18 protein-coding genes and 3 pseudogenes are annotated in these 25,354 nt (G+C 57.3%); 11 read left to right on the top strand and 10 right to left on the bottom strand.

Going from position 1 to position 25,354, the window contains the following annotated elements; all coding sequences use genetic code 11:
- Nucleotides 1-43 precede the first annotated feature (43 nt).
- Nucleotides 44-676, bottom strand: coding sequence for a hypothetical protein (locus tag RO009_01400; protein ID MDT3683682.1), 633 nt, complete (start codon nt 674-676; stop codon nt 44-46).
- 1,786 nt (nt 677-2,462) lie between these two features.
- Between RO009_01400 and RO009_01395 the strand changes: the two genes are divergently transcribed.
- The 3 genes from RO009_01395 (at nt 2,463) to RO009_01385 (ending at nt 7,963) form a co-directional block, all read left to right on the top strand.
- Nucleotides 2,463-3,758 carry an EAL domain-containing response regulator gene (locus tag RO009_01395; protein ID MDT3683681.1) on the top strand — a complete coding sequence of 432 codons (1,296 nt, stop codon included), beginning with the start codon at nt 2,463-2,465 and terminating at the stop codon, nt 3,756-3,758.
- A gap of 61 nt (nt 3,759-3,819) precedes the next feature.
- The gene (locus RO009_01390) at nt 3,820-6,834 is read left to right on the top strand and encodes a PAS-domain containing protein (GenBank protein MDT3683680.1); all 3,015 of its coding nucleotides are present in this window, start codon (nt 3,820-3,822) and stop codon (nt 6,832-6,834) included.
- Nucleotides 6,835-6,964: 130 nt separating this feature from the next.
- Nucleotides 6,965-7,963, top strand: coding sequence for a response regulator (locus RO009_01385; GenBank protein ID MDT3683679.1), 999 nt, complete (start codon nt 6,965-6,967; stop codon nt 7,961-7,963).
- A 665-nt stretch (nt 7,964-8,628) separates the two neighbouring features.
- Here the strand turns inward: RO009_01385 and RO009_01380 are convergent.
- A pseudogene (locus RO009_01380) lies at nt 8,629-9,168 on the bottom strand (hypothetical protein).
- Here RO009_01380 and RO009_01375 point away from each other — a divergent pair.
- Together RO009_01375 and RO009_01370 are read left to right on the top strand one after the other, a co-directional pair.
- Nucleotides 9,051-9,377, top strand: coding sequence for an aldehyde dehydrogenase family protein (locus RO009_01375; GenBank protein MDT3683678.1), 327 nt, complete (start codon nt 9,051-9,053; stop codon nt 9,375-9,377). The pseudogene RO009_01380 and the gene RO009_01375 overlap by 118 nt on opposite strands.
- Nucleotides 9,378-9,629: 252 nt before the next feature.
- Nucleotides 9,630-10,731, top strand: a pseudogene (locus RO009_01370) (IS3 family transposase).
- 203 nt (nt 10,732-10,934) lie between these two features.
- On the opposite strand, the gene RO009_01365 reads toward RO009_01370, so the two are convergent.
- The 6 genes from RO009_01365 to RO009_01340 all read right to left on the bottom strand — a co-directional run bounded on the left by RO009_01365 (nt 10,935) and on the right by RO009_01340 (nt 17,991).
- A complete protein-coding gene (locus RO009_01365; GenBank protein MDT3683677.1) occupies nt 10,935-12,290 on the bottom strand; it encodes a ferric reductase-like transmembrane domain-containing protein in 1,356 nt (451 codons plus the stop codon).
- Nucleotides 12,291-12,449: 159 nt separating this feature from the next.
- Nucleotides 12,450-13,058: an isoprenylcysteine carboxylmethyltransferase family protein gene (locus RO009_01360; protein MDT3683676.1), complete on the bottom strand. Its 609-nt coding sequence runs from the start codon at nt 13,056-13,058 to the stop codon at nt 12,450-12,452.
- A gap of 60 nt (nt 13,059-13,118) precedes the next feature.
- Entirely contained in the window at nt 13,119-16,325 is a 3,207-nt protein-coding gene (locus tag RO009_01355) for an efflux RND transporter permease subunit (protein MDT3683675.1), read from the bottom strand.
- On the bottom strand, nt 16,322-17,344 hold the full coding sequence (locus RO009_01350) for an efflux RND transporter periplasmic adaptor subunit (GenBank protein ID MDT3683674.1): 1,023 nt from the start codon (nt 17,342-17,344) through the stop codon (nt 16,322-16,324). The genes RO009_01355 and RO009_01350 overlap by 4 nt, the downstream gene beginning before the upstream one ends.
- A gap of 64 nt (nt 17,345-17,408) precedes the next feature.
- Nucleotides 17,409-17,612: a DUF2892 domain-containing protein gene (locus RO009_01345; GenBank protein ID MDT3683673.1), complete on the bottom strand. Its 204-nt coding sequence runs from the start codon at nt 17,610-17,612 to the stop codon at nt 17,409-17,411.
- A 4-nt stretch (nt 17,613-17,616) separates the two neighbouring features.
- Nucleotides 17,617-17,991: a metalloregulator ArsR/SmtB family transcription factor gene (locus RO009_01340; GenBank protein ID MDT3683672.1), complete on the bottom strand. Its 375-nt coding sequence runs from the start codon at nt 17,989-17,991 to the stop codon at nt 17,617-17,619.
- 78 nt (nt 17,992-18,069) lie between these two features.
- Between RO009_01340 and trxC the strand changes: the two are divergent.
- From trxC to RO009_01310, 6 genes and pseudogenes are all read left to right on the top strand, one after another.
- Nucleotides 18,070-18,486, top strand: a pseudogene (trxC, locus tag RO009_01335) (thioredoxin TrxC).
- A 77-nt stretch (nt 18,487-18,563) separates the two neighbouring features.
- Nucleotides 18,564-19,856: an FAD/NAD(P)-binding oxidoreductase gene (locus tag RO009_01330; GenBank protein ID MDT3683671.1), complete on the top strand. Its 1,293-nt coding sequence runs from the start codon at nt 18,564-18,566 to the stop codon at nt 19,854-19,856.
- Nucleotides 19,857-19,869: 13 nt separating this feature from the next.
- Nucleotides 19,870-20,238 carry a hypothetical protein gene (locus RO009_01325; GenBank protein MDT3683670.1) on the top strand — a complete coding sequence of 123 codons (369 nt, stop codon included), beginning with the start codon at nt 19,870-19,872 and terminating at the stop codon, nt 20,236-20,238.
- A gap of 55 nt (nt 20,239-20,293) precedes the next feature.
- A complete protein-coding gene (locus RO009_01320) occupies nt 20,294-21,529 on the top strand; it encodes an efflux RND transporter periplasmic adaptor subunit (GenBank protein MDT3683669.1) in 1,236 nt (411 codons plus the stop codon).
- Nucleotides 21,526-22,659: an ABC transporter permease gene (locus tag RO009_01315; protein ID MDT3683668.1), complete on the top strand. Its 1,134-nt coding sequence runs from the start codon at nt 21,526-21,528 to the stop codon at nt 22,657-22,659. Before RO009_01320 ends, RO009_01315 begins: the two co-directional genes overlap by 4 nt.
- A 37-nt stretch (nt 22,660-22,696) precedes the next feature.
- A complete protein-coding gene (locus RO009_01310) occupies nt 22,697-23,398 on the top strand; it encodes an ABC transporter ATP-binding protein (protein MDT3683667.1) in 702 nt (233 codons plus the stop codon).
- Between the two features lie 253 nt (nt 23,399-23,651).
- Here the strand turns inward: RO009_01310 and RO009_01305 are convergent, their stop codons facing one another.
- A complete protein-coding gene (locus tag RO009_01305; protein ID MDT3683666.1) occupies nt 23,652-24,092 on the bottom strand; it encodes a DUF2141 domain-containing protein in 441 nt (146 codons plus the stop codon).
- Between the two features lie 129 nt (nt 24,093-24,221).
- The gene (locus RO009_01300) at nt 24,222-25,352 is read right to left on the bottom strand and encodes an ABC transporter permease (protein MDT3683665.1); all 1,131 of its coding nucleotides are present in this window, start codon (nt 25,350-25,352) and stop codon (nt 24,222-24,224) included.
- Nucleotides 25,353-25,354: the final 2 nt, after the last annotated feature.

Raw genomic sequence — 25,354 nt, 5'->3', positions numbered from 1 at the left:
ACACAGTCACAAGCTGAATTGGGGCGAAACTATGTTTACGAGCCTACCGGCGGTTTAAGGGACGCCTTAACCCGGTCTTCCAAAATGCTGTCCGAAACACTTCAGTGCTGACAGACGGTAGCTCTGGCTGTTGTGTTCTTATGTTTTCGACATACGCCGCGAGCTTTCTCAGAGCAGGAGCGCAAAAGCCCTCTAAGCGCGTCATCATCTCCATGTACGGGAGGTCGAGATCAACAGTTTCTTTTTGCTCGTGCCAACTCAATCCATACGCCAATGCCAATCTTTCTCCGTCGGTGAGATCTAAAGGCATTTCATATTTATCGAGCCGGACGTCGTACATCACAGTGCCGTTCGATAACGTCACAGTAGAATACTCGCTGACTTTCGCGCCACCCAATTGCGCGATGGGATAGCTCCTAGACTCTTGTTCAAAGCTGGATCGTGCAAGAAAGCGTTTTGCTGACGCAAGACCGATAACATGACCATTTCCGTGCACATCGTGTGGGCTGACGAGCAAGACTAAAGTCACCGTTTCGAAATGCGGCAAGGGGAGTTGGCCGATTTCAATCGTGGCCGGTCCGCCGCGGACTTCGAAATCGGGCATCTTTTCAAAGAGCAGATCGACACCTTGATCGATGCGAACGAAGTCTACATGGGGGTCCAAAACATATGACATGTCAGAATTCTCCAACAGAAACCCCTCCATCGTCGCCTAACATCAGATTCTCAGCTGTTCAAGGGACCCGGCCCGTCTGCAACTTAACGAATGCCGTGGGAATCGTTTGATCTAACCTCGAAGACGGCCACGTTCCGCTCCACGACCAGACTTATCCCATTATCTGCCCCATAAGCACTGTTGACTGGGGCGCGGTTGATGACGCTTTACCCACAGCCCGTCCGTATGTAGGGCAGCGGCGGCGTAGAGGATCTACCAGTTCCCCGAGAGAAGAAATCAACGGATCAAAAAATAGACCGTGCCGCTTAAGCAAACGAGAAGCCGGTTCATGCCCCTTCGACAGGAAGTCAGAGCTACGCGCACTAAATGAAGCACCGGCGTAATTGCGTCGAGCGACTTCGACCCCACCGATTATCCGGTGTTTCAAGCGATCTTCGGGCGATTTTCACGGTCATCATAGCGCTCGAGTAACAATAACAACGCGCAACAGATCTTTGCATCAGCTACCGTTATTCTAGCGCTCGGCGGAGTCCCTTGGATTGTGCGCGATCAAGATCGATGCGATCGCGTTCACGCCGAAGAAAAGGGCTCATGAACGGAGCGATGTCATGTTGAGGGATCTGATTGTTAATCCGCCAGCGACGGTTTATGCCGTTTCAATCGCGAAAAGACTTGAAACCCACATCACATAAACCGCGTTGGCTTGTGGCCCGCCTTGCTTCCGATCCAGCGTTTGGCACAGGCCGCGATATTCTTGCGACCGCCCGGTTGCCATCCCAAGGCCTGCATTCCTGGTTGCGAGAAATTAAACATGCTGTCGGCCCACGAGTTCGAAGCGGTTGCGGTCAATAAGATCGGTCCGATAAAGGGCAAGTTCAAAGGATGTATGGTTCTATTCGATCTCGATCCCTCGAACGACTACAGATCTCGAGTAGGGCTACCGTGGCGTGATTGGATTTGCCAAGGGCGGGGCGGTCGTCACGCTTACCGAAAAGGACGTGGGACAACGTTGATGCGTGGATGCGACAAGCTCAAGCACCTGGGCTATCCCCTTATCACCGGGGGGCTGAGAAGATAGCGGCCAGTTCTTTGAGAGCTCTGCGACGACCGTACAAGGCTGAGCAACTAGAACACTTTGCGCTATCCACAAAGTTTCTCTCCAGCCAGAAGGCGTGCCATATATGCAGCGGAGCTGCCGAGTGAAGAAAGGGCGCAGATATTCCTGATATTGTTTAAGCATATCGTGCGCCCTTGATGATGGGTGACTTTCACCCGCAAGGCGCCTGATACAGGTCATGGCCTCCCCTGCATTCCAAAGAAAAATCCCTATTTGGTCTTGCAGGGAATTAAGCTGCAAGACGTTAACGGCAACATTTCTGCCGGTTTTGATGTATACGGTGATCGTTGCGGCCATCACGTTCGTCATTGGATCGCTGTTCATTCGCGATACGCGACAGAACGACATCAACCAGTAAGGTAGAAGTGGCGGGGCGTTCGAAAAGCGCCTCGCCCGCCCTGTGCCACTAAGCCAGATTGCGCTAATCTCGTTAATGATGAGCACATGCGGTCGCGCACCGGCCACCGGACGCTTTGAGTTCGAGCGGAAGGTCTGGTTAAGGCGTGTCAACGAAACCGGGTGCAGGCCATTTCACCATAATTTAATATTTGTGAGAGGCGAAAAAGAGTCGGACTTTGTTAAATACGCGAACGAAAATTCATTGTCCCTCTTGGGGTTATGCAACTTAGAGGTGCTATCTTGAACTAAGCAATATCGAGCTGATCAGTGATGGCCAACCTGGATGCAGTTTCACGGACTGAACAAACATCAACTCGTGCATACATCTTGGATGACGAGAGCGATGTTCGGGCGTTCGTAGCTCAAGTGCTTAGACAATGTGGGATCGATCCGCATCAATTTGCCAGCGCCGCCTCGCTGTTGGCACAGCTCAAGCTCGATATTCCTGAGATACTCATTCTGGATCTTGCGCTCGGTCAGTCTGATGCTGTCGAAGTTATCCGGCATCTCGAAAGGCTGCGCTACCGTGGCAAGGTGCTGCTTATCAGTGGTCGCGACGAGGTTACACTAGGTGAGATCCAGCAGATCGGTAGACTGCGCGGACTGGCAATGCTGCCCCCACTTCCCAAACCCTTTCGGGCAAATGATCTTAAAGGCCGATTGACCGCCAAAGTCGAACTCAATGACGTGCCACGAGAGGATCAAAGCGTGGCGGATGTTGCAATCAGTCTTAGTGAAGCGCTTTCCAACCACTGGCTGGAGCTTTGGTACCAACCAAAGATTGATCTTAATAAATCGACAATATGCGGTGCAGAGGCATTACTACGCGCAAGGCACCCAAGGTACGGAATCGTCCTTCCGGCACGCTTCCTTCCGCCCGCCGGTGACCCGCTGTATCGACCGTTATCCAAATTTGTTCTTGAGCGAGCGATGGCGGATTGGGACTACTTTGCGCAAAGAGCGGTCCCGCTTCGACTGGCGGTAAACATGCCGGTATCGATTGTTCAGACGTTGGATTTTGTTGAAACCGTGCGCGAATCGCTACCGAAAGACCCGTGTTTTCCAGGCCTCATTGTTGAGATCACTGAAGATGAGGTCATTCGCGACCCCGAGTTGATCCAGGAGGTCGCCGCTCAACTGAAGCTATACAATGTTGCAATTTCAATTGACGACTTCGGATCGGCCTATTCCTCTCTGTCGCGGCTACTTGACTTCCCCTGCGTGGAGCTAAAGTTGGATCGCGGGATGGTCTCGAATTGCTCTTCTGATCGACTCAAGCGCGCTCTGTGTCAAACGATAGTCGATCTCGCACATCGTGTTGGGGCGCTGGTCTGTGCTGAGGGGGTTGAAAATGATGAGGATCTTCGAGCGCTAATCGATATGGGATGTGATACGGCGCAGGGATATTTTTTCTCAAAACCGATAGATCGAGAAACATTTGTACAAGCGGTTCTCGGTTGGCCTGACCGACCTAAAAATGGATCTGGTTCGGGTGGGCACCATTCGAGCAAAGCGCCGCATTTCGTCATGACGGAAAAGGCGCATCGCAGAAAGCCAATGCCGTGAAGCCATGAGCGCGATCACTGGGTCGAAGATGTTGATAATGGGCTGAATAGTAGACTTACCCATGGATATCGTATCGGCAGATAAACGAAGAGAGTTCTCCGACGAGAAGAAAGTCGAACTGACATCGACAAGGAACAGCTTGTTCCAACCAAATGGTGTGATCGCTTGGCCAATAAGGCTGCTCATTTTCTTTGGAACTCTGCTGATAGGCATAACTATTTCAAGCGCTGTCATACTGATTTTTAATGTTCGCAACCGTGCATTAGTCGATAATGAGCGCGAGCTGAAAAATATTGCTCTCATTCTTGCTGAGCAAACTGATCGAGCCTTCCAGGCCCTTGAGCTTGTTCAAACAAGCGTGATCGAAAACATCAAAGCGCGGGATATAAATTCTAGCGAAGATTACGAACAAAAAATGTCAGGACACGACATACATATAATACTCAAAAACAAGATCAGTGGACTGGTGCATGTCGACGCCGTCACTATGATCAATGCAAATGGCAAGTTAATAAACTTCTCGCGCTATTGGCCTATACCGTCAGTTAATGTTGCAGATCGTGACTATTTCAGAGCACTTCAATCCGATCGGAGCCTCAGCTCCTTCGTGAGCGAGCCTGTTCGCAATCGGGGATCTGGAACATGGACAATATATTTGGCGCGTAAAGTTGTTGATCATCAAGGCAATTTCATCGGACTGGTTCTGGGAGCCATTGAGCTGGAGTACTTCGAGAAATTATTTGGAGCTATTGTAATTAATCCCCAGAGTTCGATCTCGCTCTTTCGTCGAGACGGAATGCTGCTCGCTCGCTATCCACATGTTGATGGTGTCGTTGGGCGGCAGTACGGATCTAACGCGATGTTTAGAACATCGTTAGTTCACGCTGATCGAGGTGTGGGTCGGCAAGCAGGTGTGATTGACGGCAAAGCTCGATTAATCGCTTCTCATGCGGTTCCCCATTTTCCGATTGTCATTTCCGCAACGACAACCATCGACGCCGCCCTTGCTGATTGGCAAAGAGAGGTGAAGATATTGGCCGGATCTGGCGCGCTTATCGCGCTATTGATTGGGGTGGTGATCGTCCTCATTGCGCGCCCTCTACTGCGCGGGCAGGAACGGTCGCAACAGGCTCTCCGCCGGCAGAAAGTACAGCTGGATACGGCTCTCAACAATATGCACCAGGGTCTTTTGATGTTTGATTTGGAAGGTCGCCTAATTCTGCATAATAAGCGTTTTTTACAAATGTATGATCTCATCTCTTTGGAGGCGGGTTACACATTGAGCGATATCCTGCGATTGCGTAAGAAGGCAGGAAACTTCGATGGCGATCCGGAACAGTATGCTGACCGGGTGCTCAATGAAATCGGAAAATTAGCGAAATCTCCAAATTCAATTTCTGTCGTTGACGAAGACAGCTTTTATGTCCAGGAAAGAGAACTCTCTGACGGACGAACTATTTCGATTATCAATCGGACAGTTCCGGGCGTAGGCTGGGTATCCACACACGAGGATGTCACCGAGCAGCGTCGCGCAGAGCGGGAGCGAGATCGCAATCAAGCCTTCTTAGATTTAGTCATCGAGAATGTGCCGACGATCATTGTTGTCAAGGATCCTCGCGACCTTCGTTATGTGCTGATCAATCAAGCTGGCGAAGAGTACTACGGCATTGCGCGGGACAAGATGATTGGAAAGACCGTGCACGAAGTGCTTCCAAAAGAAACTGCTGATTACATCACCAAACTGGAAAGAGAATTGCTGCGAGGCGATCGAAGGATCTCCGTTAATGAGCACACGCTTGAGACTCCTGGGAACGGAACGCGCGTTGCGAAATCGACAAAGCTTCTGGTATTCGACGGCCGAGAAAAACCGGAATATTTGCTCAGTGTTATTGAGGATATTACCGAGCAAAGGACCGTTGAGCGCCAGTTGCTGCAGGCGCAAAAGATGGAGGCAATTGGCAACTTAACCGGCGGATTAGCGCACGACTTCAATAATCTTCTAACAGTCATTATCGGTAATCTTGATTTGCTGCAGGAGGAAATCATCGACAACGTCTCCGTTCAGCAGAAAATAGAGCTTATCTTGCAGGCGAGCACTCATGGCGCTGAGCTTACTCGGCAGATGCTGGCGTTTTCGCGTCGCCAATCGCTCCACCCGTGTCGCATTAACTTGAACGAGCTTGTCCGCAAAACGACCCGACTACTGAGGCGTACACTGGGCGAGAGCATCGCAATTAATCTTCGATTGGAAGATAATCTATGGCCGGTCCATGCTGACGCAGCCCAACTTGAGGCGGTGCTGCTGAACATCGCAATCAATGCTCGCGACGCAATGCCCGAAGGGGGGTCGCTAGTTATCGAAACGCACAAAGCGCATCTCGATGACGATTGTGCGGCGGATCACTTGGAGGTGATATCCGGCGATTATATAGTCATTGAAATCACTGACACCGGGACAGGAATGTCATCCGAGGTTCTTTCTCGCGTGTTCGACCCCTTCTTCACGACTAAGGGTCCAGACAAGGGTAGCGGTCTTGGCCTGAGCATGGCCTACGGTTTCATAAAGCAGTCGCGCGGTCACATCAGTGTGTATAGCGAGCTTGGAAAAGGTACGACGTTCAAACTGTATTTGCCGAGCGCTGGAAATTCAGAGGCAGACTTACCGGTTACGAGTGCATCTGAGGAGTTGTCGAAGGTCGCGAGCAGTGAAGTAGTCCTGGTTGTTGACGATAATTCCGAGGTTCGCTCCACGGCCGTGAAGCTATTGAAAGAGTTCGGATACCAAGTGCTTGAAGCCAGTAATGGACGGATAGCTCTAGAAATGCTGGATGCGGCTCCGAGAGTGGATTTGTTGTTTACTGACCTGATAATGCCGGGGGGAATGGATGGCAAAGAACTCGCTAACCAGGCTCAGAGTGAACGTCCAAACCTCAAAGTATTATTTACGTCGGGATTTCCCGGCGCAGCGTTGACTAACGGCGCAGCGCTCGATGTTGACGCTCCATTCCTCAGTAAGCCGTATCGCAAGCATGATTTGGCAAAGGCTGTGGGTAACATTTTGGGCCAGTCGTGGTAACAATCAATGAAGTTGAACCGTGCCGAATAGGTGGCTGGGACGATCTGGACCTAAGATGAGCTGCGGATTGGTCGACCGGGCGATGAGTTGTTGACCCTCGTTTGCATCGTTTAACGTGAGCGTTTGAGTTATGGAGTCAAAGCTAAAAATTCTTGTAGCTGATGACGCCAGCGCAGTTCGGCGCATTTTCTACGACGCCGCTCGGCGCGCAGAATGGCCGATGGAAATTGTGGAGGCGTCTAATGGAAAGGAATGTCTTCACCTTCTCAGCAAAGGTGATGTTCAACTCGCATTTATTGATGTTCATATGCCTGAGATGTCGGGCCTGGAGGCATTATGGGATGCACGAAGCCAAGGAGTAGATGCTTTTGTGACGTTGATGTCGGGATCTGACAATACGCGCTTTATAGAGGTGGCGCGAGAATTGAGAGCTTACGATTTTCTGTTCAAGCCATTCGATGTCGCTGAGATTGAAGCTATTATTTATACTTACATTCGAAGAACGCAATTAACGCGAGTGCTCGTAGTAGATGATTCGCAAGCCATTCGGCGAACCATTCATAACGTGCTGAAACGTGCACATTTCAATATTGAGGTGGAAGAGGCGTCCGACGGGCGGGCGGCTATTGATCGTTGTCTCTTCAAGCCGTTCGATCTCGTTTTTCTAGATTACCGCATGCCTGGCCTGAATGGAATTGAAACGCTTCGTGAGCTTCTGGAGCATCGTCCGATGTTGAAAGTTGTCATGGTGACGGGCAATGCCTATCCCGATCGGGAAAGCGAAGCATTAAAGTTAGGAGCTGTGGGAGTTCTGCACAAGCCGTTTTATCCGCGTGACGTCGATGCCGCTCTTGATGATATCTTTGAATTGCGAGGGCCGAAGGTGCTTACAATTGGCGCTGAGGCCATGGCCGATTTCGATGTCGCGATCAGCGGCTCTCGGATGGCGGTGATTCACAAGACAAGTGGGCACATGTTTCAATATCGTTGGTATCGCTCTGTGCCTTATCTTCGAGACGGTCAGCTTCGCGAAAACATTAATTCAAGAATTGCAGCACGTGAGCTGAGTGCTGATGCTGAAAATGCTGGACTTATGGAATTGGAACGTTTGCGATTGTTAATTAGATAGCGATCTGTTTCGCGAAATACCAAGAAATGGAGATTTCCAGTTGGGCGAGCGTGACGTCTTTATCAGGCGTATACATGTACAGAGAAAGGTAATCGGCTGACGGTGTCGCGATGAGCGGGCGGCGTCAGGCGACCTGTTGGCCTGTACCCCGGTTCCGTTGACACGCACCTAAGCTAATCCGGCCGTATCCCGCGTTGTCTCCGCGCGATTTGATGCGCGTTTGGCGTAGTGCCGCGCAATCGAGCTCACCGATATCGCCGACGCAGAGTTCGGGAAAAGCGCGTTGAACGGTGCTGAGATACGCAATATCTGCTTTCCGCGCGTGACGCTGCTTCGGCGTCTCATTGGTCGGCTCGGCCAAATATTCTCTCTTGTAATGGTCAAGCAGGTCCGTAACTCGAAGATTTTCGATCTCCTCCACGCTCCAGGTTGACCCTCGCCGGCACCGACGGACTTTGCGCGCCAGAAAAATCAGCGCTTCGAGCCGAGCGCCGTCAATATTAGATTCTAAGGCCTTGTCCACTACTTGCGTGACTCGAATCTAAGGTCAGCCGGCCGGCGCTGCGGACCGCCGCTCTGAAGCGCCAGCCAGATTGCGAAGGACTGCAGAACGGACGGTCACAGACCGGCCCGCCCGATAAACGCCTCACCAATCAGCCTGTAGTCTAAGCTGCGGGCCGCTCGACCCGATTGTTCGGGGCCCGATCTATTTCGACGCGGCGATTTCCAAGCCTGAAAAGCGAGCCGAAGTCGCGCGTGATGACATCCGTTGGCAGCCCCGCGAGATTCATCAGTTCCCAGAGCGTAACCTGATTGCTCGACAGCACCGGCTTCCCGAGATCCTGTTCGAGCCGAGGCAATATTTCGAGCGATCGCAATCCCATGCAGCTCAGGAACAGGATATCGGCATTCGGTCGGTCCTGACTCTTGGCAAACGAGTAAAATGCTTCCGGATGCAGTTCGCATACGTCAAACCCGGTGAGTCCAAGACCGGCGACATTGACGATCTGAAAGCCGCTTCCTTCGAAGAAGTCCTTCTCCTTCTGGTTCACCCAGTCCTGATAGGGCGTCGCCATCGCGATCTTCTTTGCGCCGACGGCCCGGAACGCATTCACAGCGGCAGTTGCCGTTGTCGAGCAAGGCACGTCACATTGCTCACGTAAAATGGAAATCACCTTCTGGTCGTAACCCAGCCCGCCATAGAAACTGCCGCTCGTGCAGGCGCCCTGTCACCACGCAACAGCAGCGTCAGCGCATGCTCAATTATATCGATATCGCGCGCGACGAAGGTGCCAATGTCTTGCTCGGCAGGTCCGTTGCGGCCGATCCGGCATTGAGAGATGGCTCGCTTGTTCAGCCAGCCATTTTCGGCGAGGTGAATAACCGTATGCGCATCGCCCAGGAGGCGTGTTAGGCCCTGTCCTCTCGATCATTCCGTTTGAGGACGAGGATGAAGCGATTGCGATTGGGAAGGACGTGATATTCGGCCTGGTGTCTAATCGGATGACTTGCTGCTTCGCCAAGGAACATTTGCGGATGCGGTGACTGCCACCGAAGATCACTCATAGAAAGGGGACGGAGCGGGCCTGATCAGCGCGAGGTGCGCTACAAACCTGATACTGACCTGACGGGGCTTTTTTGAACCAGGCGATGTGGAACAGATTGTATTTTACTGCGCCAGATTGAGGTGCTGACGTCGCAGGGTAAAACGCCCGCGGTTGCGTGCCGGGAGGCTGGGATATCGCAGCAGAGTTATTATCGTTGGCGGAAGGAATACGGCGGGCTCGAAGTCAATCAGGCCCGACGGATGAAGGACCTTGAGCGCGAGAATGTCCGGCTGAAGCGTCTGGTTGCCGATCTTTCTCTCGAGAAGCAGATCCTGAAGGATGTTGCCTCGGGAAACTTGTAAGCCCCGAACGGCGCCGGCAGGCTGTCGAGGGAATCCGGACGAAGTACGGGCTCTCCGAGCGCCACGCCTGCCGGATCGTCGATCAGCCCCGCGGCACGCAACGCTACACGGCCATTGCCCGAGCTGACGAGGATGCGCTGACTGGCGCAATCATCGCTCTCGCCTCGAAGTACGGCCGCTACGGCTATCGACGTATCACTCGCTGCTGAGGACTTCCGGCTGGCAGGTTGGTTGCGACCGCGTGCAGCGGATCTGGCGCCGTGAGGGGCTCAAAGTGCCGAAGAAACAGAAGCCGCGAAGCCGGCTATGGCTCAACGATGGGTCTTGCATCCGGCTCAGACCGACTCATCGCAATCATGTCTGGAGCTATGATTTTGTCGAGGCGCAGACCCATGATGGTCGTCGTATCAGGCTGCTGACCTTGATCGACGAGTTCACTCGCGAGTGCCTGGCCATCCGGGTCGCTCGCCGCATCAATAGTCTTGGCGTCATCGAGGCGCTGGCCGATGTGATGCTCACCAAGGGCATCCCCGTACACATCCGTTCTGACAATGGAGCAGAGATGACGTCCAGGATCGTACGTCAATGGCTAGCCGGGCTGGGATCAAAGACCCTGTACATCGAGCCCGGCAGTCCATGGGAAAACGGATATTGCGAGTCATTCAACGGCAAGCTGCGCGACGAATGCCTCAATCAGGAGATCTTCTACAGCCTCAAGGAAGCCCGGATCGTCATCGAGCAATGGCGCAATCAATACAATACCGTGCGCCCGCACTCATCGCTCGGATATCGACCCCCAGCTCCGCAAACATCCACAGGCGCCAGGCCAATGCTGGATCACCAAGCGCCCATGCAATAATCTCTATCCGCCTGGTCCAAAATATCCGTCAGGTCAATACCGTCCTTGAACTGGATGGGCGAGGAAGAAGGGTACGCAAACATGCTCATTTCGCGCCCCGCCGCAGCTTCTGCGAGCGCTGGTCACTCGACATCGGCTTGGCGTTCCGCGGCCGCGCCACCAAACATAGGCGCGCCTCGTCAAATTCCGATCAATCGTTTTGCTCACCGCATCGAGAACAGTTCTTGGTGGAAGCGCTCGTCCACAGGCAGGCCGTGACGGGCGAGATCGGCCCGCAGCGCCGCGCCGAATCCGGCCGGACCGCAGAACCAGACGCTTGCCTCCCGCCAGTCCGGCACGGCGGTGCGGATTCGCTCGCCAGTCAGCAGACCGTCGCGGGCATCGTGGAGGAGGTGCAGGTGCACGCCGGCGGCCTGCGCATCGGTCGTGAGCTTGGCGATGGCCTCCTCGCTCCAGTCGGCGGTGGTGTGAAATAAATCGATGCTCTGCAAATTCGGCCGGCCCACATAACCTTTTCTATCCATCGCAAGTTGCTTCATGCGTGCGATGAAGGGTGTGACGCCGATGCCGCCGCCGATCCAGATCTGTCGAGGGCGGTCGTCGTCGAAGGTGAAGCAGCCATAAGGACCCTCGACCTTCACCGGTTGCCCGACACGCAGCGYCGTGGGCATGCGCCGYGTAAAGTCACCAAGCTCCTTGGTRATGAAGGTCAGCCGATGCTCGGAAGGATTCCAGGCTGAGGCGATCGTACAGGGGTGCGCGCCCTCGTCTTCGTCCCAATTGACGAAGGCGAATTGTCCGGGCTTGTGCCCGGGCCAGCCATGCGGGGTGTCGATCTCGCCTTCGATAACGTGAAGGCTTGGAAAGTAATGGAGTCGCGTGATTGAACCTTCCACCTTTCGGCCCGCCCCGACACGGCGCGCAAGCACCACGATCGCGGCCCATGTTCCGTAAGCGAGGAGGGCCACCATGACCAAGCCGAGCGGCGAAGCCCAGTAGGGGTAATTCAYRAGCACCACAGTGTGGAAGACCAGCACCAGATAGACGACCGCGAGTAGTCGGTGGGTCTTGTAGAAGAGGCGATAGGGAATGCGATGGATGAGCGCCGCGGCGATCAGCAGCACTGCGGCGTAGAAGGCCCATTCGCCGACGCCCTCGGCGGTGCCACGCCATGATCGGAAAGCCTGCTCGATTGCGCCGGCGGCAGCCGGCCGCGCGCCCCGCTCGGGGCGAGCGAGCCAGCCGAAGCCCACGGCCCATTTCGGCGCCTCCGACCAGAGCCAATGCGCGATCGCAAGCACGAGCCCGCCGATGCCCAACCATTTGTGCAGGCGGTACATCCTGTCGAGCCCCCCAAGCCACCGCTCCGGCCACTGCGGCCGGAGCGCGAGGACCATCGCAAGGCTCATGCAGGTCATGGCCAGGATACCGCTGAGCTGGACCATCGACCCGCGCAGCGCAAAGAACCCTGAAGATCGGAGGGCGAGCGGCTCAGCCGTAAGCCAGAGCGCGATAAGAAGAGCCAGCGCGCTCCAGAATGCAATCTTGATGTGTTTCATAAAAAGTCTCGGCTGCTTCGGCTCAATAATGCTATGAATCTCAAGCCGGGTCAGCAGCGACATTGCGGTCGGCATTCTGCGAGTTGATCCTGGAATCGGCAAGAACGGACCGCGAGAAGATGATCCGGGCTTGCATGGAAAAACGCTGACATGAGCGGTTCATGGAAGATGGAGAAGGGTAGGGAGCACCCCGACCTCCTGCAAGTATTCAAAAAATTCCGCCAACGGAACTGCGATGAGAAATACCAGCGCGTCGGCGAACGTCATCAAGACACGAGACGGATAGATAACGAGCGTCGCTTCATCGTGCCACAAGCGGGGATTCGGCACGAAGCGCGGGACCCGCGTTAGGTAGACGCGATAGTCCGCGCCATAACGACTCAGCAGAACCTGTTCTTCCTGCTTGACGACAATGTAAAAGACGACGACCGCAATGCCACCGGTCAGGGCGGCTAAAATGATGCTGCCAAGTTGCGCGCCAACTCCGGCTGCGCCAAGAAATGAAAAGAAGTAAAGCGGGTTGCGGCTGACCGAGTAGGGTCCCACCTGCACAAGCTCTTCGATCTTGCGACCGCCGATGTAAAGGGACGCCCATGTGCGTCCCAGTATGCATGTGACGATCAGCACAATCCCCAGCCATTCGATTAGCTCGTGGACCGTCTCGCCGCTCGGATAAATGGATTTGGTTACGGAGAAGAGGACGACGCCGACGGCGACCCCGACAAAAAGGATCGCCTTGCGGATCGTCTGGACCGTGTGGATCTGCATTGCTTCCTGATGTCACATTGCCCGGGGTCTGGTCATGGCCTTCTTGCGCGTTCGGATGCGTCAGTTCAGCTCCGTATTTCCTCTCAGCACGACATAGATCCCCGGAATAACGAGGACGGTCAGCGCCGTCGAGGAGGCGAGCCCGAACAGCAGCGAAATTGCAAGCCCTTGGAAAATGGGATCTGTGAGGATGACCGCCGCTCCGATCATAGCGGCGAGTGCGGTGAGCAGGATCGGCTTGAAGCGGATGGCGCCGGCCTCCAGCAGCACCTCGATCAGTGGGCGCTCGGCCGTACGCGCGTGGCGGATGAAGTCCACAAGAAGGATCGAGTTTCGCACGATAATGCCGGCGAGCGCGATGAACCCGATCATGGAGGTTGCCGTGAACGGCGCGCGGAATAGCCAGTGGCCAAGCATGATGCCGATGAACGTGAGCGGAATCGGCGTGAGGATTACGAGCGGCAGCTTGAATGAGCCGAACTGCGCGACGACGAGAATGTAGATCCCGAGGATCGCGACCGCGAAGGCGGCGCCCATATCGCGGAAGGTGACCCAGGTCACTTCCCATTCGCCATCCCAGAGGAGGATCGGGCGGGACTCGTCGCTGGGCTGGCCATGGAGTGTGAGCGCGGGCTTCGGCAGTTCGCCCCAGTCCGCCTTTGCGATGGCGTCGGCGACTGCGATCATGCCATACACGGGCGCTTCGAACGTGCCGGCAAGCTCGGCCATGACCATCTCGGCAGCGCGGCCATTATGCCGGAAGATCGGATAGGAAGCGCGCTCCCGCGTCACGGAGACGACATCGCCAAGCTCGACGATGGAGCGATCGCCGGGCAGCGCATTGGCTGGCACTGGTGTCGCCAGCGTGCGCTCATTGACGACTCGCTCGCTCTTGGACAAAGCGATGCGGATCGGAATCGGCTGGCGGCCGCCACCCCGATGTGAATAGCCGACGGTGGTGCCGCTGCCGAAGGTACGAACCGTGTCGTACACATCACCCTGTTCGACCCGATAATATTCAAGGTTGTCCTGATCGATGGCGAGGCGCACGCGGTCCGGCCGATTGTGGAAGCTGTCGTTCGTATCGACGATGAAGGGCACGCTTTCGAAGGCTTCGCGCACCTTTGTCGCAACGGCTCGCCGCGTCTCCGGATCGGGTCCGTAAATTTCGGCGAGCAGCGTGCCAAGCACCGGTGGGCCGGGCGGCGGCTCTACAACTTTCACAATGGTGCGGTTGGGAAGGGTCAGGTCCTTGAGGCGCGTGCGAAGCTCAAGGGCGATCTCATGGCTTGCACGCGCGCGTTCGTCCTTGGGGGAAAGAGTCACGGCGATGTCGCCCTGATGCGGCTGCGCACGTAGATAATAATGGCGCACCAGACCGTTGAAGTTGAACGGTGCCGCGGTGCCGGCATAGGTCTGGAAGGAAACAGTCTCCTTGACCGGTGCGAGCCGTTCGACCATCGCCTGCAGCAACCGTTCGGTATCCTCGACCGACGATCCCGTCGGCAGATCAACCATCACCTGCAGGTCGGTCTTGTTGTCGAACGGCAGCAACTTGACGGTAACGTGCTGCGTATAGAGCAGCCCGAGTGAGGCAAGTGTGACGAGGCCGACCGCGCCGAGGAAAATCCACGAGCGTATTCTTGTCCGCAAGATCGGTTGAGCTACGGCGATATAGGCGCGGCCGAGCCAGCCGCTCCCCTGTGCGGCGCCGTGAGCGGACGCTTCTGTATGCGCCTTACCCCCGAGCTTCATCATCAGCCAGGGGGTCAGCATCACGGCAACGAAGAAGGAGAACAGCATCGCCGCCGAGGCATTGGCGGGAATCGGGCTCATATAGGGGCCCATCATGCCGGAGACGAACAGCATCGGCAGCAATGCGGCGACCACCGTGAGGGTCGCGACAATGGTCGGATTGCCCACTTCCGCCACCGCCTCGATTGCGGCCTGCACGCGTGGCCGACCGTCTTTCATCGCCCAGTGGCGGGCGATATTCTCGATGACGACGATAGCATCGTCGACCAGGATGCCGATCGAGAAGATCAGCGCAAACAGGCTGACGCGATTGAGCGTATAACCCATGATGTGGGCGGCGAAGAGGGTCAGCAGGATGGTGGTCGGGATGACCACCGCCACCACCAGCGCCTCGCGCCAGCCAATGGCAAACCCGACCAGGATCACGATCGAGATTGTCGCCAAGCCGAGATGGAAGAGGAGTTCATTCGCCTTCTCGTTTGCCGTCTCGCCATAGTTGCGAGTGACTGTCATCTCGACGTCGGCCGGAAATATCTGACCGCGCGCCTGTTCGAGGCGTTCGACAATATTGTGAGCGATGACGACGGCGTTGGTTCCCGGCCGCTTGGCAATGGCGAGCGATACAGCAGGCGTCCTCTCGAGACCGGCTGCGGTCTTGCGCACATTCGTGACGCGCGCCTCGTTGGGCTCGGTCGCCAGCACGATTGAAGCCACGTCGCGCACATAGACAGGACGGCCGTCGCGGGCCGTGAGAAGCAGGTTGCCGATCTCGGAGAGCGATTGCAGGGTTTGGCCGGCGACGAGAGTGCGCTGCTCACCGACTTCCCGCACCCGACCGGCCTGGAATGAGCGGTTAGCACCCGCGACCTTCGCGGCGAGCTGCTGCAGGGTGATGCCGTAGAGCGACAGCCGTTCCGGGTAGGGCTCGATGCGCATTTCCTCGGGTTGCTCGCCGACAATATAGGTGAGCCCGATGTCGGGCAGCTTGAGCACCTCGACTTGCAGTTCGCGGGCGAGGCGGGTCAGGCCGTTCGTGCTCCAGCGGTCAGCCGCATCCGGGGTCGGGGTCAGTGTGATGACGACAATGGCGACGTCGTCGATCCCGCGGCCTACGATCAGCGGCTCGGGGATGCCGACCGGAATGCGGTTCATGTTGGCGCGGATCTTCTCGTGCACGCGCAAAATGGCAGCATCGGCATTGGTGCCGACAAGAAAGCGGGCAGTGACAACGGTTCCGTCGTCCTCGGTCTGCGAATAGACGTGCTCGACGCCGTCGATGCTCTTGATGATCGTCTCCAGCGGCTCAGTGATGAGCTTGACCGCATCCTCGGCCTTGAGCCCGTTGGCCTCGACATGGATGTCAACCATGGGCACTGAGATCTGCGGCTCTTCCTCGCGCGGCAGCATGACGAGAGCGACAAGTCCGAGCGCGAAGGCGGCGAGCAGGAACAGAGGTGTCAGCGGTGAGGCGATGAAGGCGCGGGTGAGGCCGCCGGCAATCCCAAATTTCATGACTTGCGATCCGGCATGACCACGCGGTCGCCCTCGCGCAGTCCGGTCAGCACCTCGATACGTGGACCATCCGCGGTCTGGATTGCCTCGCCAAGGATCACGGCGACTTCGAGAGGACCGGTTTCGGCAGCGACCCGGATGTAATCGACGCCGTGACGCGTGGTCACGGCCTCTGGCGGGACGACGATCGCCGGACGCTCGGCAACCCGAATCCAAACCAGCGTTCGCTCATTGACGAAATAGCCTCCAAGGCCCTCTACCTCGACGTCGGCAATCACGCGGCCGCCCGCGATCTCCGGATAGACCTTGGCGACACGGCCGGGCCGTGCCTCCGCGATGCGGCCGCTCGTCGCTGGCGAAAGACCGCGCTGTCCGATCCGAACGATGGCATCCGGCCTGATCTCTGCGGCGTGCCGCTCGGGCAGCGAAAGGCGCAGATAATAGCGGCCGCTTGCGATGCGCGCGATTTCTTCGCCGGCGAGGACAACGGAACCGAGTGTCACCGGGACTGTGAGAATTCGGCCGTCCGCGGGAGCGAGCACGTCGCCCTCGCGCGCCCGCTGGCCGATCACAGCTTTCTCGGCCTGGGCGGCGGCGACCTGGCTGACGATGACGTCGAACTGCGTCCTCGCCTGATCGACGCGCGCCTGAGTCGCGGCGCCGCGGGCGAGGAGCTGTTGCGCCCGGTCAAGTTCAGTACGAGCGTTCTCAAGTTGTGAATTGAGCGCCTCGATCTTGGCGTCGGCGGCGTTAAGCTCCAGCGCGAGCTTGTCATCGACGACCACCGCAACGACCTGGCCTTCCTTAACCTGATCGCCTTCACCGACCCCGATGGCTCGGATCGACCCGCCGATCCGCGCCCGCGCAGGAACGATCCTTGTACTTTCGACCCGACCGAACACGGCCTTCATGTCCGGCACCATAATGCTTTTGACAACGAAATCGTTTGCCTCCGCCGGCATGCTGCCGACGAAGATGGATACGAGGACAGGAAAGATAAAATTGGTACGCGGCGGCATGATAATATTATCAGGAGAGAGATGTACTTGCGACGACGGACGCGCTCCTCTCTGATCTTCGTAGCTAGTTGAAGACTTTTCCGGCCTTGACGCCGAGTTTCTTGAACACCATGGCCGCGGGACAAAAACCCGTCACCGAAGCTTGTATGAGGTTCAGTCCGACGAAGGCCGTCAACAGGTACCAATAGGGCGACCCATAGAAGCCGAGCACCAAAGACAGAAGAATGATGAAGCCGGCGAACATCATAACGGCGTGATCGAGAGTCATTGTCCTACTCCTTTGAACGTGATCGGCGGGGCGTCGTGAAATGCGGTGCGGGTTGCCGCGACTTTGATCCAGCGCAATAGGCCGCGTAGAGAACCTGCATAACATCAAGCGCTGGTTTGCTAGCGATGCGATACCGGATGGTCTGGCCATCTCGGTGGCCGGAAATAATGCGGTCTCGTCGGAGCAGCGCCAGATGCTGAGAGGCGGTGGAGTCGCGAATTCCCAGAAAGTCGGCCAGCTGGCCGACCGATTTCTCACCGTCGATGAGCTGGCAAAGGATCAGAAGGCGGTGCCGATTGGACAGCGCTTTCAAGAGTGCTCCGGCCTCATCTGCGGCGACGCGCATGACTTTTGGGTCGATCTTCGCCGAAATATTCATAATTGCGAATATACGAGTTATTGAATATATGTCAAGCGAGCGGGAAGATCATTTGCCCGTCAAAGAGAGGGCCCGGACGTGTCCGATAGCCACCATGTTGTTTGCCCGCATTGTGCAGCCGTCAATCGGGTGCCGGCGCGCCGTGCCGCAACTGCAGCACAATGCGGGGCCTGCAAGCAGCCGCTGTTCGTCGCAGCACCCCTTGATGCCGATCGGGCTACGTTTGAGCGCCAGATTGAGCGCAGCTCAATCCCGATTCTGGTTGATGTCTGGGCGCCATGGTGCGGGCCATGCCGGACGATGGCGCCAGCCTTTGCGCAGGCCGCCCATGTGCTCGAACCAAGCATGCGCCTCATCAAGCTGAATTCGCAGGAGGAACCGGACGTTGCCGGCCGGCTCGGAATTCAGGGCATTCCGACCATGCTGCTGTTTGCGAACGGCCGCAAGGTCGCTCGCATCTCCGGCGCGATGAATGCGGCCGCCATTGTTTTCTGGGCGCAAAAACATGCCGGGCACGCAGGCGGCACGCGGATGACAATCCCAATGATCGAAAGGCGAGGGGAGAGAAGCCAATGCGACGACGCGAATTTCTAGCTGGAGCCGCCGCATTTGCAGCGGGCGCCGTAATAGCGGCAGAAACATCAGCGCAAGAATCGGCGTCGCGCGCCCGCATCGTTATTGCAGGGGCAGGGGCGGCCGGACTTTCGCTCGCTGCGCGGCTGCGCCGACAAATGCCGAATGCCAGTATCACCCTAATTGACGCCAAGAAGGAGCACCATTTCCAGCCCGGCTTCACGTTGGTTGCGATGGGCCTGTGGAGCCCGGCGGACGTCACAGGGCGCAATGCGGATTACATGCCACGGGGCGTGGAATGGATTGAACAGGCAGTGGCCGAATTCGATCCGGACGCCAAAGCGGTCGTTACGGCTGACGGACAACGAATTGCCTATGATTTTCTGTTTGTTGCCACCGGATTGATGCTCGACTATCGCGCGATCGCCGGCATGGATCCGTCTCTCATCGGCAAGGAGGGAATTGCATCGGTCTATGCCGGCCCCGCGCAGGCTGCCGCATCGGCGGCGGCCATCGACCGCTTCATCGAGATCGGCGGCGTCGGTCTGTTCGGACGCCCCGCGAGTGAGATGAAGTGCGCCGGCGCGCCGCTCAAGGTCACGTTTGTTACCGATGACAAAGCGCGCCGCAGGGGTCGCCGTAGCGCTACCAAGCTGATCTACAACGCGCATAATCCGACGGTGTTTACCGTCCCACTTGTCCACGAGAAGGTCAAGACGTTGTTCGCCGAGCGCGACATTGCCGTCAATTACAGCCATGTGCTCAAAGCGATCGATCCCAGCGCCAGACGCGCAACCTACGTAACGCCTTCAGGAGACGTAACGCTCGATTATGATTTCATCCATGTCGTGCCACCGATGCGCGCGCCCGACGCGCTACGTAACAGCCCGCTGCCGTGGCGCGACGGTCCGTTCGCGGCCGACGGCTGGATGGAAGCGGACAAGGCCACGCTGCGTCATCCACGCTATCCCGAAGTCTTTGCCGTCGGCGACATTGCGGGCGTGCCGCGCGGCAAGACGGCGGCCAGCGTCAAATGGCAAGTACCAGTGGTCGTCGACAATCTCGTCGCCGAGACGGCTGGGCGCACGCCGCAGAAGACCTACAACGGCTACACCTCCTGTCCGATGGTGACAGCCCTCGGGAAGGCAATGCTGATCGAGTTCGATTACGACGGAAAGCTCATCCCGTCCTTTCCCTTCATTCCGCCGCTCGAAGAACTGTGGGTGTCCTGGCTGATCGAGGAAAAGGGCCTCAAGGGCGCCTATCGCGCCATGCTGCGTGGCCGCGCATAACAGGGAGATAATCATGAGTGACTTCAATCCGATAACTCTGTTCTTCATCCTGTACGAAAGCGTGGGTCTATGGCTGTGGCTGCTGCTTGGTCTCTCCCTCGTGCTCTTTATCGGCATCGTTATGAGTGCGCTGAAGCTCTATCGCGCCGATAGACCAATGAAGCGCCCGATTCTCGCCGCGCTGATAGCCGGATTGATCGTAGCCGTCGCGGCGACCTTCGCGGCGCCTAGCTGGACGCTTGCCGATGTCGGCGCGCTCAGCGCGGTAGTCGATTATGCCTTCGCGTTCCTGTTCGGGCTGGTGCCGGGCGTGATTGTGGCTGCACTGCTGTTTATGGTGGCTGCACGCCGCTGTGCGAGCGGAAACGCAGCAGCGTTCTAGCGCTGGACATGCGCGATCCAGCCCACGAGAAGCAGAGCTCGATATGGATGATTCTGTGCGTTTAGCCGCCGTCAAGGCCGGAAAGTCATCCGGACTGACGAAAAAAAAGGCCGGCTCGTCCGCCTTGCTGCGCAAACCGGCGGTGACTTATACGCTGGCGGTGGCGGGCCTCATTGCTGTCATTGCCGTTGCCGCCCTTGTCTACTCCAATCGACCGATCGATGTTCAGGTTGCGGCGCCTGAGCAGAATGTTCCGGTCCGGGTATTTGGCCTCGGAACCACCGAGGCACGCGTCCTCTCAAAGATCGGGTTCGAAGTCGGCGCCACGCTTGCCGAACTGCACGCCGACCATGGTGATCACGTCAGCAGAGGGCAAGTGCTGGCCCGGCTCGCTACCGGCGAGCAGGATGCCAAGGTTGCTAAAGCACGCGCCTCGCTGCTGATCGCCGAGGTCAATATCGCCAAGAGCGCCGCCAATTTGGAGAAGGCGCGTGCCACATTCACGCAGAAGCAGGAGACAAATCGGCGCAAACAGGCCTTGGCTGGTCGCGATGTGGTCTCCCAGCAGGCGGCGGAAGAGGCCGTTCGCGACGAGGCCGTGGCCAAGGCGGATGTAGCGGTGGCGGAAAGCGAGGTGGAAAGCGCCAAGGCGCAACTGACAGACGCCCGCGCCCAGCTTCAATACGAGGAGACCATGCTGCGGCATCGCACGCTTGTTGCTCCCTTCGATGCCGTGGTCATTGAGCGCCACAAGGAGYTAGGCTCGGTAATAAAGGCCGGCGACCCGATCTTTACTCTGATTGCCGTTGGAAGTTATTGGGGCCTCGCTTATGTCGATGAGGCCCGCGCGGGCTTTATCGAGGAGGGCCAGCCCGTCGAGGCGCGCTTGCGCTCCCGTCCCCTCGAATCCTTCACGGGCCGCGTGGTTCGCATCGGGCTTGAAAGCGACCGGGTCACCGAGGAGCGACGCGTCTATCTCAGGGGCGATAATCCGCCAGCTCGCGTCTACCTCGGAGAGCAGGTGGAGTTCTGGATCACCGTGGCCAGCCTCGACAACGCCCTGCTTGTGCCATCAGCCGCGGTGCATGGCTATGACGGGCGACAGGGTACGGTGTGGACGGTCGAGGACGGTCGTTTGCATCGCCGTCTGGTYCAGTTCCGGCATCGCACCGAGGATTCGCGCCTGGAGATCATCGGCGGCCTTCCGGCAAACGCTCGTGTTGTGAGCCGGCTGGAGAGTGGGTTGCGTGAAGGCCGAGCAGCGCGCGTGACCGAGGTGGGGTCCAAATGAACCTYGCSTATCGTGACATCCGGCACGCGCTCGGTCGCTTCCTGCTGACATGTGTGGGGCTCGGGCTGCTGCTCGGCGTCGTGCTGGCCATGATCGGCATTTATCGCGGTCTGATCGTCGACGCCCTGACGATTGCCCGGGCGCCGGCTGTTGACCTGTGGGTGGTGGAGGCCAATACACGCGGTCCCTTCGCCGAGGCGTCCCGGATYCCCGGAGACATCCGYGARGCGGTKGCACGSATYGCCGACGTGACYGCCGCCGGYAGCRTCACCTATCAGACCGTCGAGGCCGAGCACCGAGATGGCAAACTGCGGTTCTATGTCATCGGCTACGAATTGACGCGGCCCGGAGGTCCACCGGAAATTTCCGAGGGGCGCGAGATTGGACGCAGGCACTACGAAATGGTCGCCGATCGTTCAACCGGATTGACTTTAGGCGAACGGATCCAACTCGGTCGTAACACCTTCACGGTCGTGGGATTGACCCGGCACCAGGTCAACTCCGGTGGTGATCCTGCCGTCTACATCATGCTAGCCGATGCGCAAAGACTGCAATTCGACCTCGCGCCGTCCGCCGCGCGCGTGCAACTCGCTCGCGGCACTGGCGGTGCCAGCCGCGATACCGTCAACGCCGTTGTTGCCCGGCTGCATCCGAATGCCTCCCCCGATGCCACTGCTGCCGCGATACGGCGCTGGAAGCATCTCGCCGCCATCACGCAGGAGGCGCAGGAAAACATCCTGACAAGCTCGCTGGTTGATCGGGCCCGACGTCAGATCGGACTTTTCACGTCTCTCTTGCTGGCGGTCTCTGCCGTTATCATTGCGCTCATTATTTACACGATGACCATGGAGAAGCTGAAACAGATCGCGACTCTTAAGTTGATCGGGGCCCCAGACCGCACCATCATCGGCATGATCGTGCAGCAGGCTCTGGCCCTCGGTTTTATCGGCTTTGCCATCGGAGCCACGCTGATCCTCAGCATCAAGGACTACTTCCCGCGCCGCGTGATCCTGGAACCGGACAATGTCGTGATCCTCGGCCTGATCGTGTTCGTAGTGTGCCTTTTGTCGAGCGGGCTCGGCGTGCGCGCAGCGCTAAGGGTCGACCCGGCAACGGCGCTCGGAGGCTGACATGACAGGGGCAGGCGAAAGCTCAAGTGTCCCGCTCGTGCGTCTGGATGGCATCTCCAAGCATTTCGGCGAGGGCGAGACTCGCGTAGACGCATTACGGGACGTTTCGCTCGAGGTGTATCCGCGCCAGGTGGTGGCGCTGCTCGGACCTTCCGGGTCCGGCAAGACCACGCTCCTCAACATCATCGGCTGCATCCTCGATCCCTCAGCGGGCTCCATGGAGCTCGATGGTGAACTCGTCCTGAAAGATAGCCAATGGGAGCGCAGCGACTTGAGACGACTGCGGCTCGACAAGATTGGTTTCATCTTCCAGTTCCATAATCTACTGCCGTTCCTCGATGCGACAGATAACGTGGCGATTGTCCGCCAGTTGGCGGGCGCCGACATCGCCGCCGCACGCGAGCGGGCTGGCGAGCTTCTCGACTATCTGGAGGTTGGTCATCGCAGCAGCTCCATGCCGGCCAAGCTCTCGGGCGGGGAGGCGCAACGCGTGGCCATCGCCCGTGCGCTGGCCAATAGTCCGCGGATCATATTGGCCGATGAGCCGACCGCTGCGCTCGACTCCAAGCGCGCCGGTATCGTCATGGACCTGTTGCGCAGGCTTGCCGTTGAGCATGACGCTGCCATCATCGCCGTCACACACGACGAGAAAATCTTCGACCGCTTCGATCATATCTTCCAGTTGCGCGATGGCCGGCTGGATGGGCCTGATCCTCTGGGCAGAAACGGTGTGGTCTGACCGATCTGCGAGCTCAGCCGCGAGCCGATGCCGAAATATAGATCGCTTCCTTCAGGCTGCGATGAGCGAAGTTTTGTCGAAAAACGTTGCCGGCAGGTCACCTCAGCAGTGTCAACATCAAGATGCTCTGCGCTCTGGTTCTGTAAAATGACGAATGACAAATTGCTGAATTCCAACTTTGTCTGGGCCGGGCAAACTCGTACGACGCAATTCTTGTATTTTTCGATGCCTCACTATCGCCCACCAGTTTTCACTAAAAAAGGTATTTGACGGCAATATCGAGTGCCTGAGTGTTGGGCACGAAAACTCTGGCCTTAGCAAAGGTTGGCGGGTTAATCGGTCCAAACTGCGGATTGTTGGCGAGGCCAACGCCCGACAACGGAATGCCCAAAAGATTTGTCTCCAACTTGCCGCGCCTCTTTTCGTCGTGGAAAACTGAAATTGCGTATTCGCCAGAAGGAAGATCATTCAAAGCCAAACCTGGTGCTGTGGCAGGGATCGTGAGCCTTTTGAATGGTTGTCCTGTTCCGCAATTCGGAAACCCCCTATCCTGTCTGCGCCATACGCAGATTACGACATTGCCGTCTCGGTTTCGGAGGCCTGAGACCGAAACATCAAGAGCGTGAGCAGAGCCCGTTGCCGCAATCAAAAATGCAAGAGCGACAGATGGTAGAAAACCAGAGAAGTTATTCATTATATGACTCCCTTCAGATTACAGTGGATTCTGTAAGCCTTCGTTCTGGCGCCCTTGCGAGACATTTCCCTCGTATCCATGGAAGCGCGATCATGTGACGATGATTTTTTGCTCGAAGGCAGGACATGGTCAGCCCGATGTTTTCTTGAAACGACTTGCGGCGAACCACAGAAGAACGACACCTACAACGGCAAGAGCGAACATCTGGGGCCACAATATCTCCAGACCAACGCCCTTCAGAAAGATGCCGCGGACGACCACGAGGAAATATCGCAAGGGGTTGAGATAGGTGAGCCACTGGATCACGGTGGGCATATTGGCGATCGGAAACATGAAGCCGGAGAGAAGGACGGCCGGAAAGTAGAAGAAGAACGCGCTCATCATCGCTTGTTGTTGCGTTTGACTCACCGTCGAAATGAGGAGCCCGATGCCGAGAGTGGTCATCAGATAAAGTGCCGTGGCGAAAAACAGCAGCAGCAGGCTTCCGTAGATCGGCACCCCGAACCAGAACACGCCAACCACGGTTACCAGGACAACGTCGACGAAACCGATAAGCGCGAAGGGCAGGGTCTTACCCAGGATAAACTCCGCGGGGGTGATCGGCGTCACCATCATCTGCTCGATGGTGCCGATCTCCTTCTCACGTACGACTGCCATGCTGGTCAGCATGAGGGTGATCAGCATGACGACGATTGCGATGACGCCCGGAACATAGAAATTGCGACTCTCCAGATTGTCATTGAACCAGGCGCGCGTCTCTAGCTCCACGCGACCCGGCTTTTCGAACGAGCCCTTCACGCGCGTGAATCGGGTGATCAGCACCTTCTCGGACAGGGCCTTTGTGATCTTGGCGCTGTAGTCGAGGACAACGCCGGCGGTATTTGAGTCGGTACCGTCCACAATCAGCTGCAACTCGGCCGTACGCCCGGCGCGGAGCGCATCGGCGAAACCCCGGTTAATCTGGAGCACGGCGCTCGCTTGGCCACGGTCAAGCAAGCCGCGAACACGCTCAATATTGTCGACATGCTCGACGATGTCGAAATAACCCGATTTTTCGAATCGCGCGACTAGCTCGCGGCTCGCCACGCTGTTGTCGAGGTCGTAGACGGCTGTGGCGATGTTATTGACGTCCAATGTCACGGCGTAGCCAAAGATGAGAACCTGCAAGACCGGCATCACGAAGATGATTCCGCGCATCTTCGGGTCGCGAAAGACCTGAATGAACTCCTTGATCAGCATGTGTTTGATGCGCTCGAACATCG

The sequence above is a fragment of the Pseudorhodoplanes sp. genome (genome assembly GCA_032027085.1).
Lineage (GTDB): Bacteria > Pseudomonadota > Alphaproteobacteria > Rhizobiales > Xanthobacteraceae > Pseudorhodoplanes.
The sequence above is the reverse complement of the archived record's forward strand: the minus strand, read 5'-3'. Positions and strand labels throughout refer to the sequence as shown.

Coding starts and splice junctions, on each gene's coding strand:
- RO009_01400 (MDT3683682.1), bottom strand. CDS start 676: ATGTCATATGTTTTGGACCCCCATGTAGACTTCGTTCGCATCGATCAA.
- RO009_01395 (MDT3683681.1), top strand. CDS start 2,463: ATGGCCAACCTGGATGCAGTTTCACGGACTGAACAAACATCAACTCGT.
- RO009_01390 (MDT3683680.1), top strand. CDS start 3,820: ATGGATATCGTATCGGCAGATAAACGAAGAGAGTTCTCCGACGAGAAG.
- RO009_01385 (MDT3683679.1), top strand. CDS start 6,965: ATGGAGTCAAAGCTAAAAATTCTTGTAGCTGATGACGCCAGCGCAGTT.
- RO009_01360 (MDT3683676.1), bottom strand. CDS start 13,058: ATGCAGATCCACACGGTCCAGACGATCCGCAAGGCGATCCTTTTTGTC.
- RO009_01355 (MDT3683675.1), bottom strand. CDS start 16,325: ATGAAATTTGGGATTGCCGGCGGCCTCACCCGCGCCTTCATCGCCTCA.
- RO009_01350 (MDT3683674.1), bottom strand. CDS start 17,344: ATGCCGCCGCGTACCAATTTTATCTTTCCTGTCCTCGTATCCATCTTC.
- RO009_01345 (MDT3683673.1), bottom strand. CDS start 17,612: ATGACTCTCGATCACGCCGTTATGATGTTCGCCGGCTTCATCATTCTT.
- RO009_01340 (MDT3683672.1), bottom strand. CDS start 17,991: ATGAATATTTCGGCGAAGATCGACCCAAAAGTCATGCGCGTCGCCGCA.
- RO009_01330 (MDT3683671.1), top strand. CDS start 18,564: ATGCGACGACGCGAATTTCTAGCTGGAGCCGCCGCATTTGCAGCGGGC.
- RO009_01325 (MDT3683670.1), top strand. CDS start 19,870: ATGAGTGACTTCAATCCGATAACTCTGTTCTTCATCCTGTACGAAAGC.
- RO009_01305 (MDT3683666.1), bottom strand. CDS start 24,092: ATGAATAACTTCTCTGGTTTTCTACCATCTGTCGCTCTTGCATTTTTG.
- RO009_01300 (MDT3683665.1), bottom strand. CDS start 25,352: ATGTTCGAGCGCATCAAACACATGCTGATCAAGGAGTTCATTCAGGTC.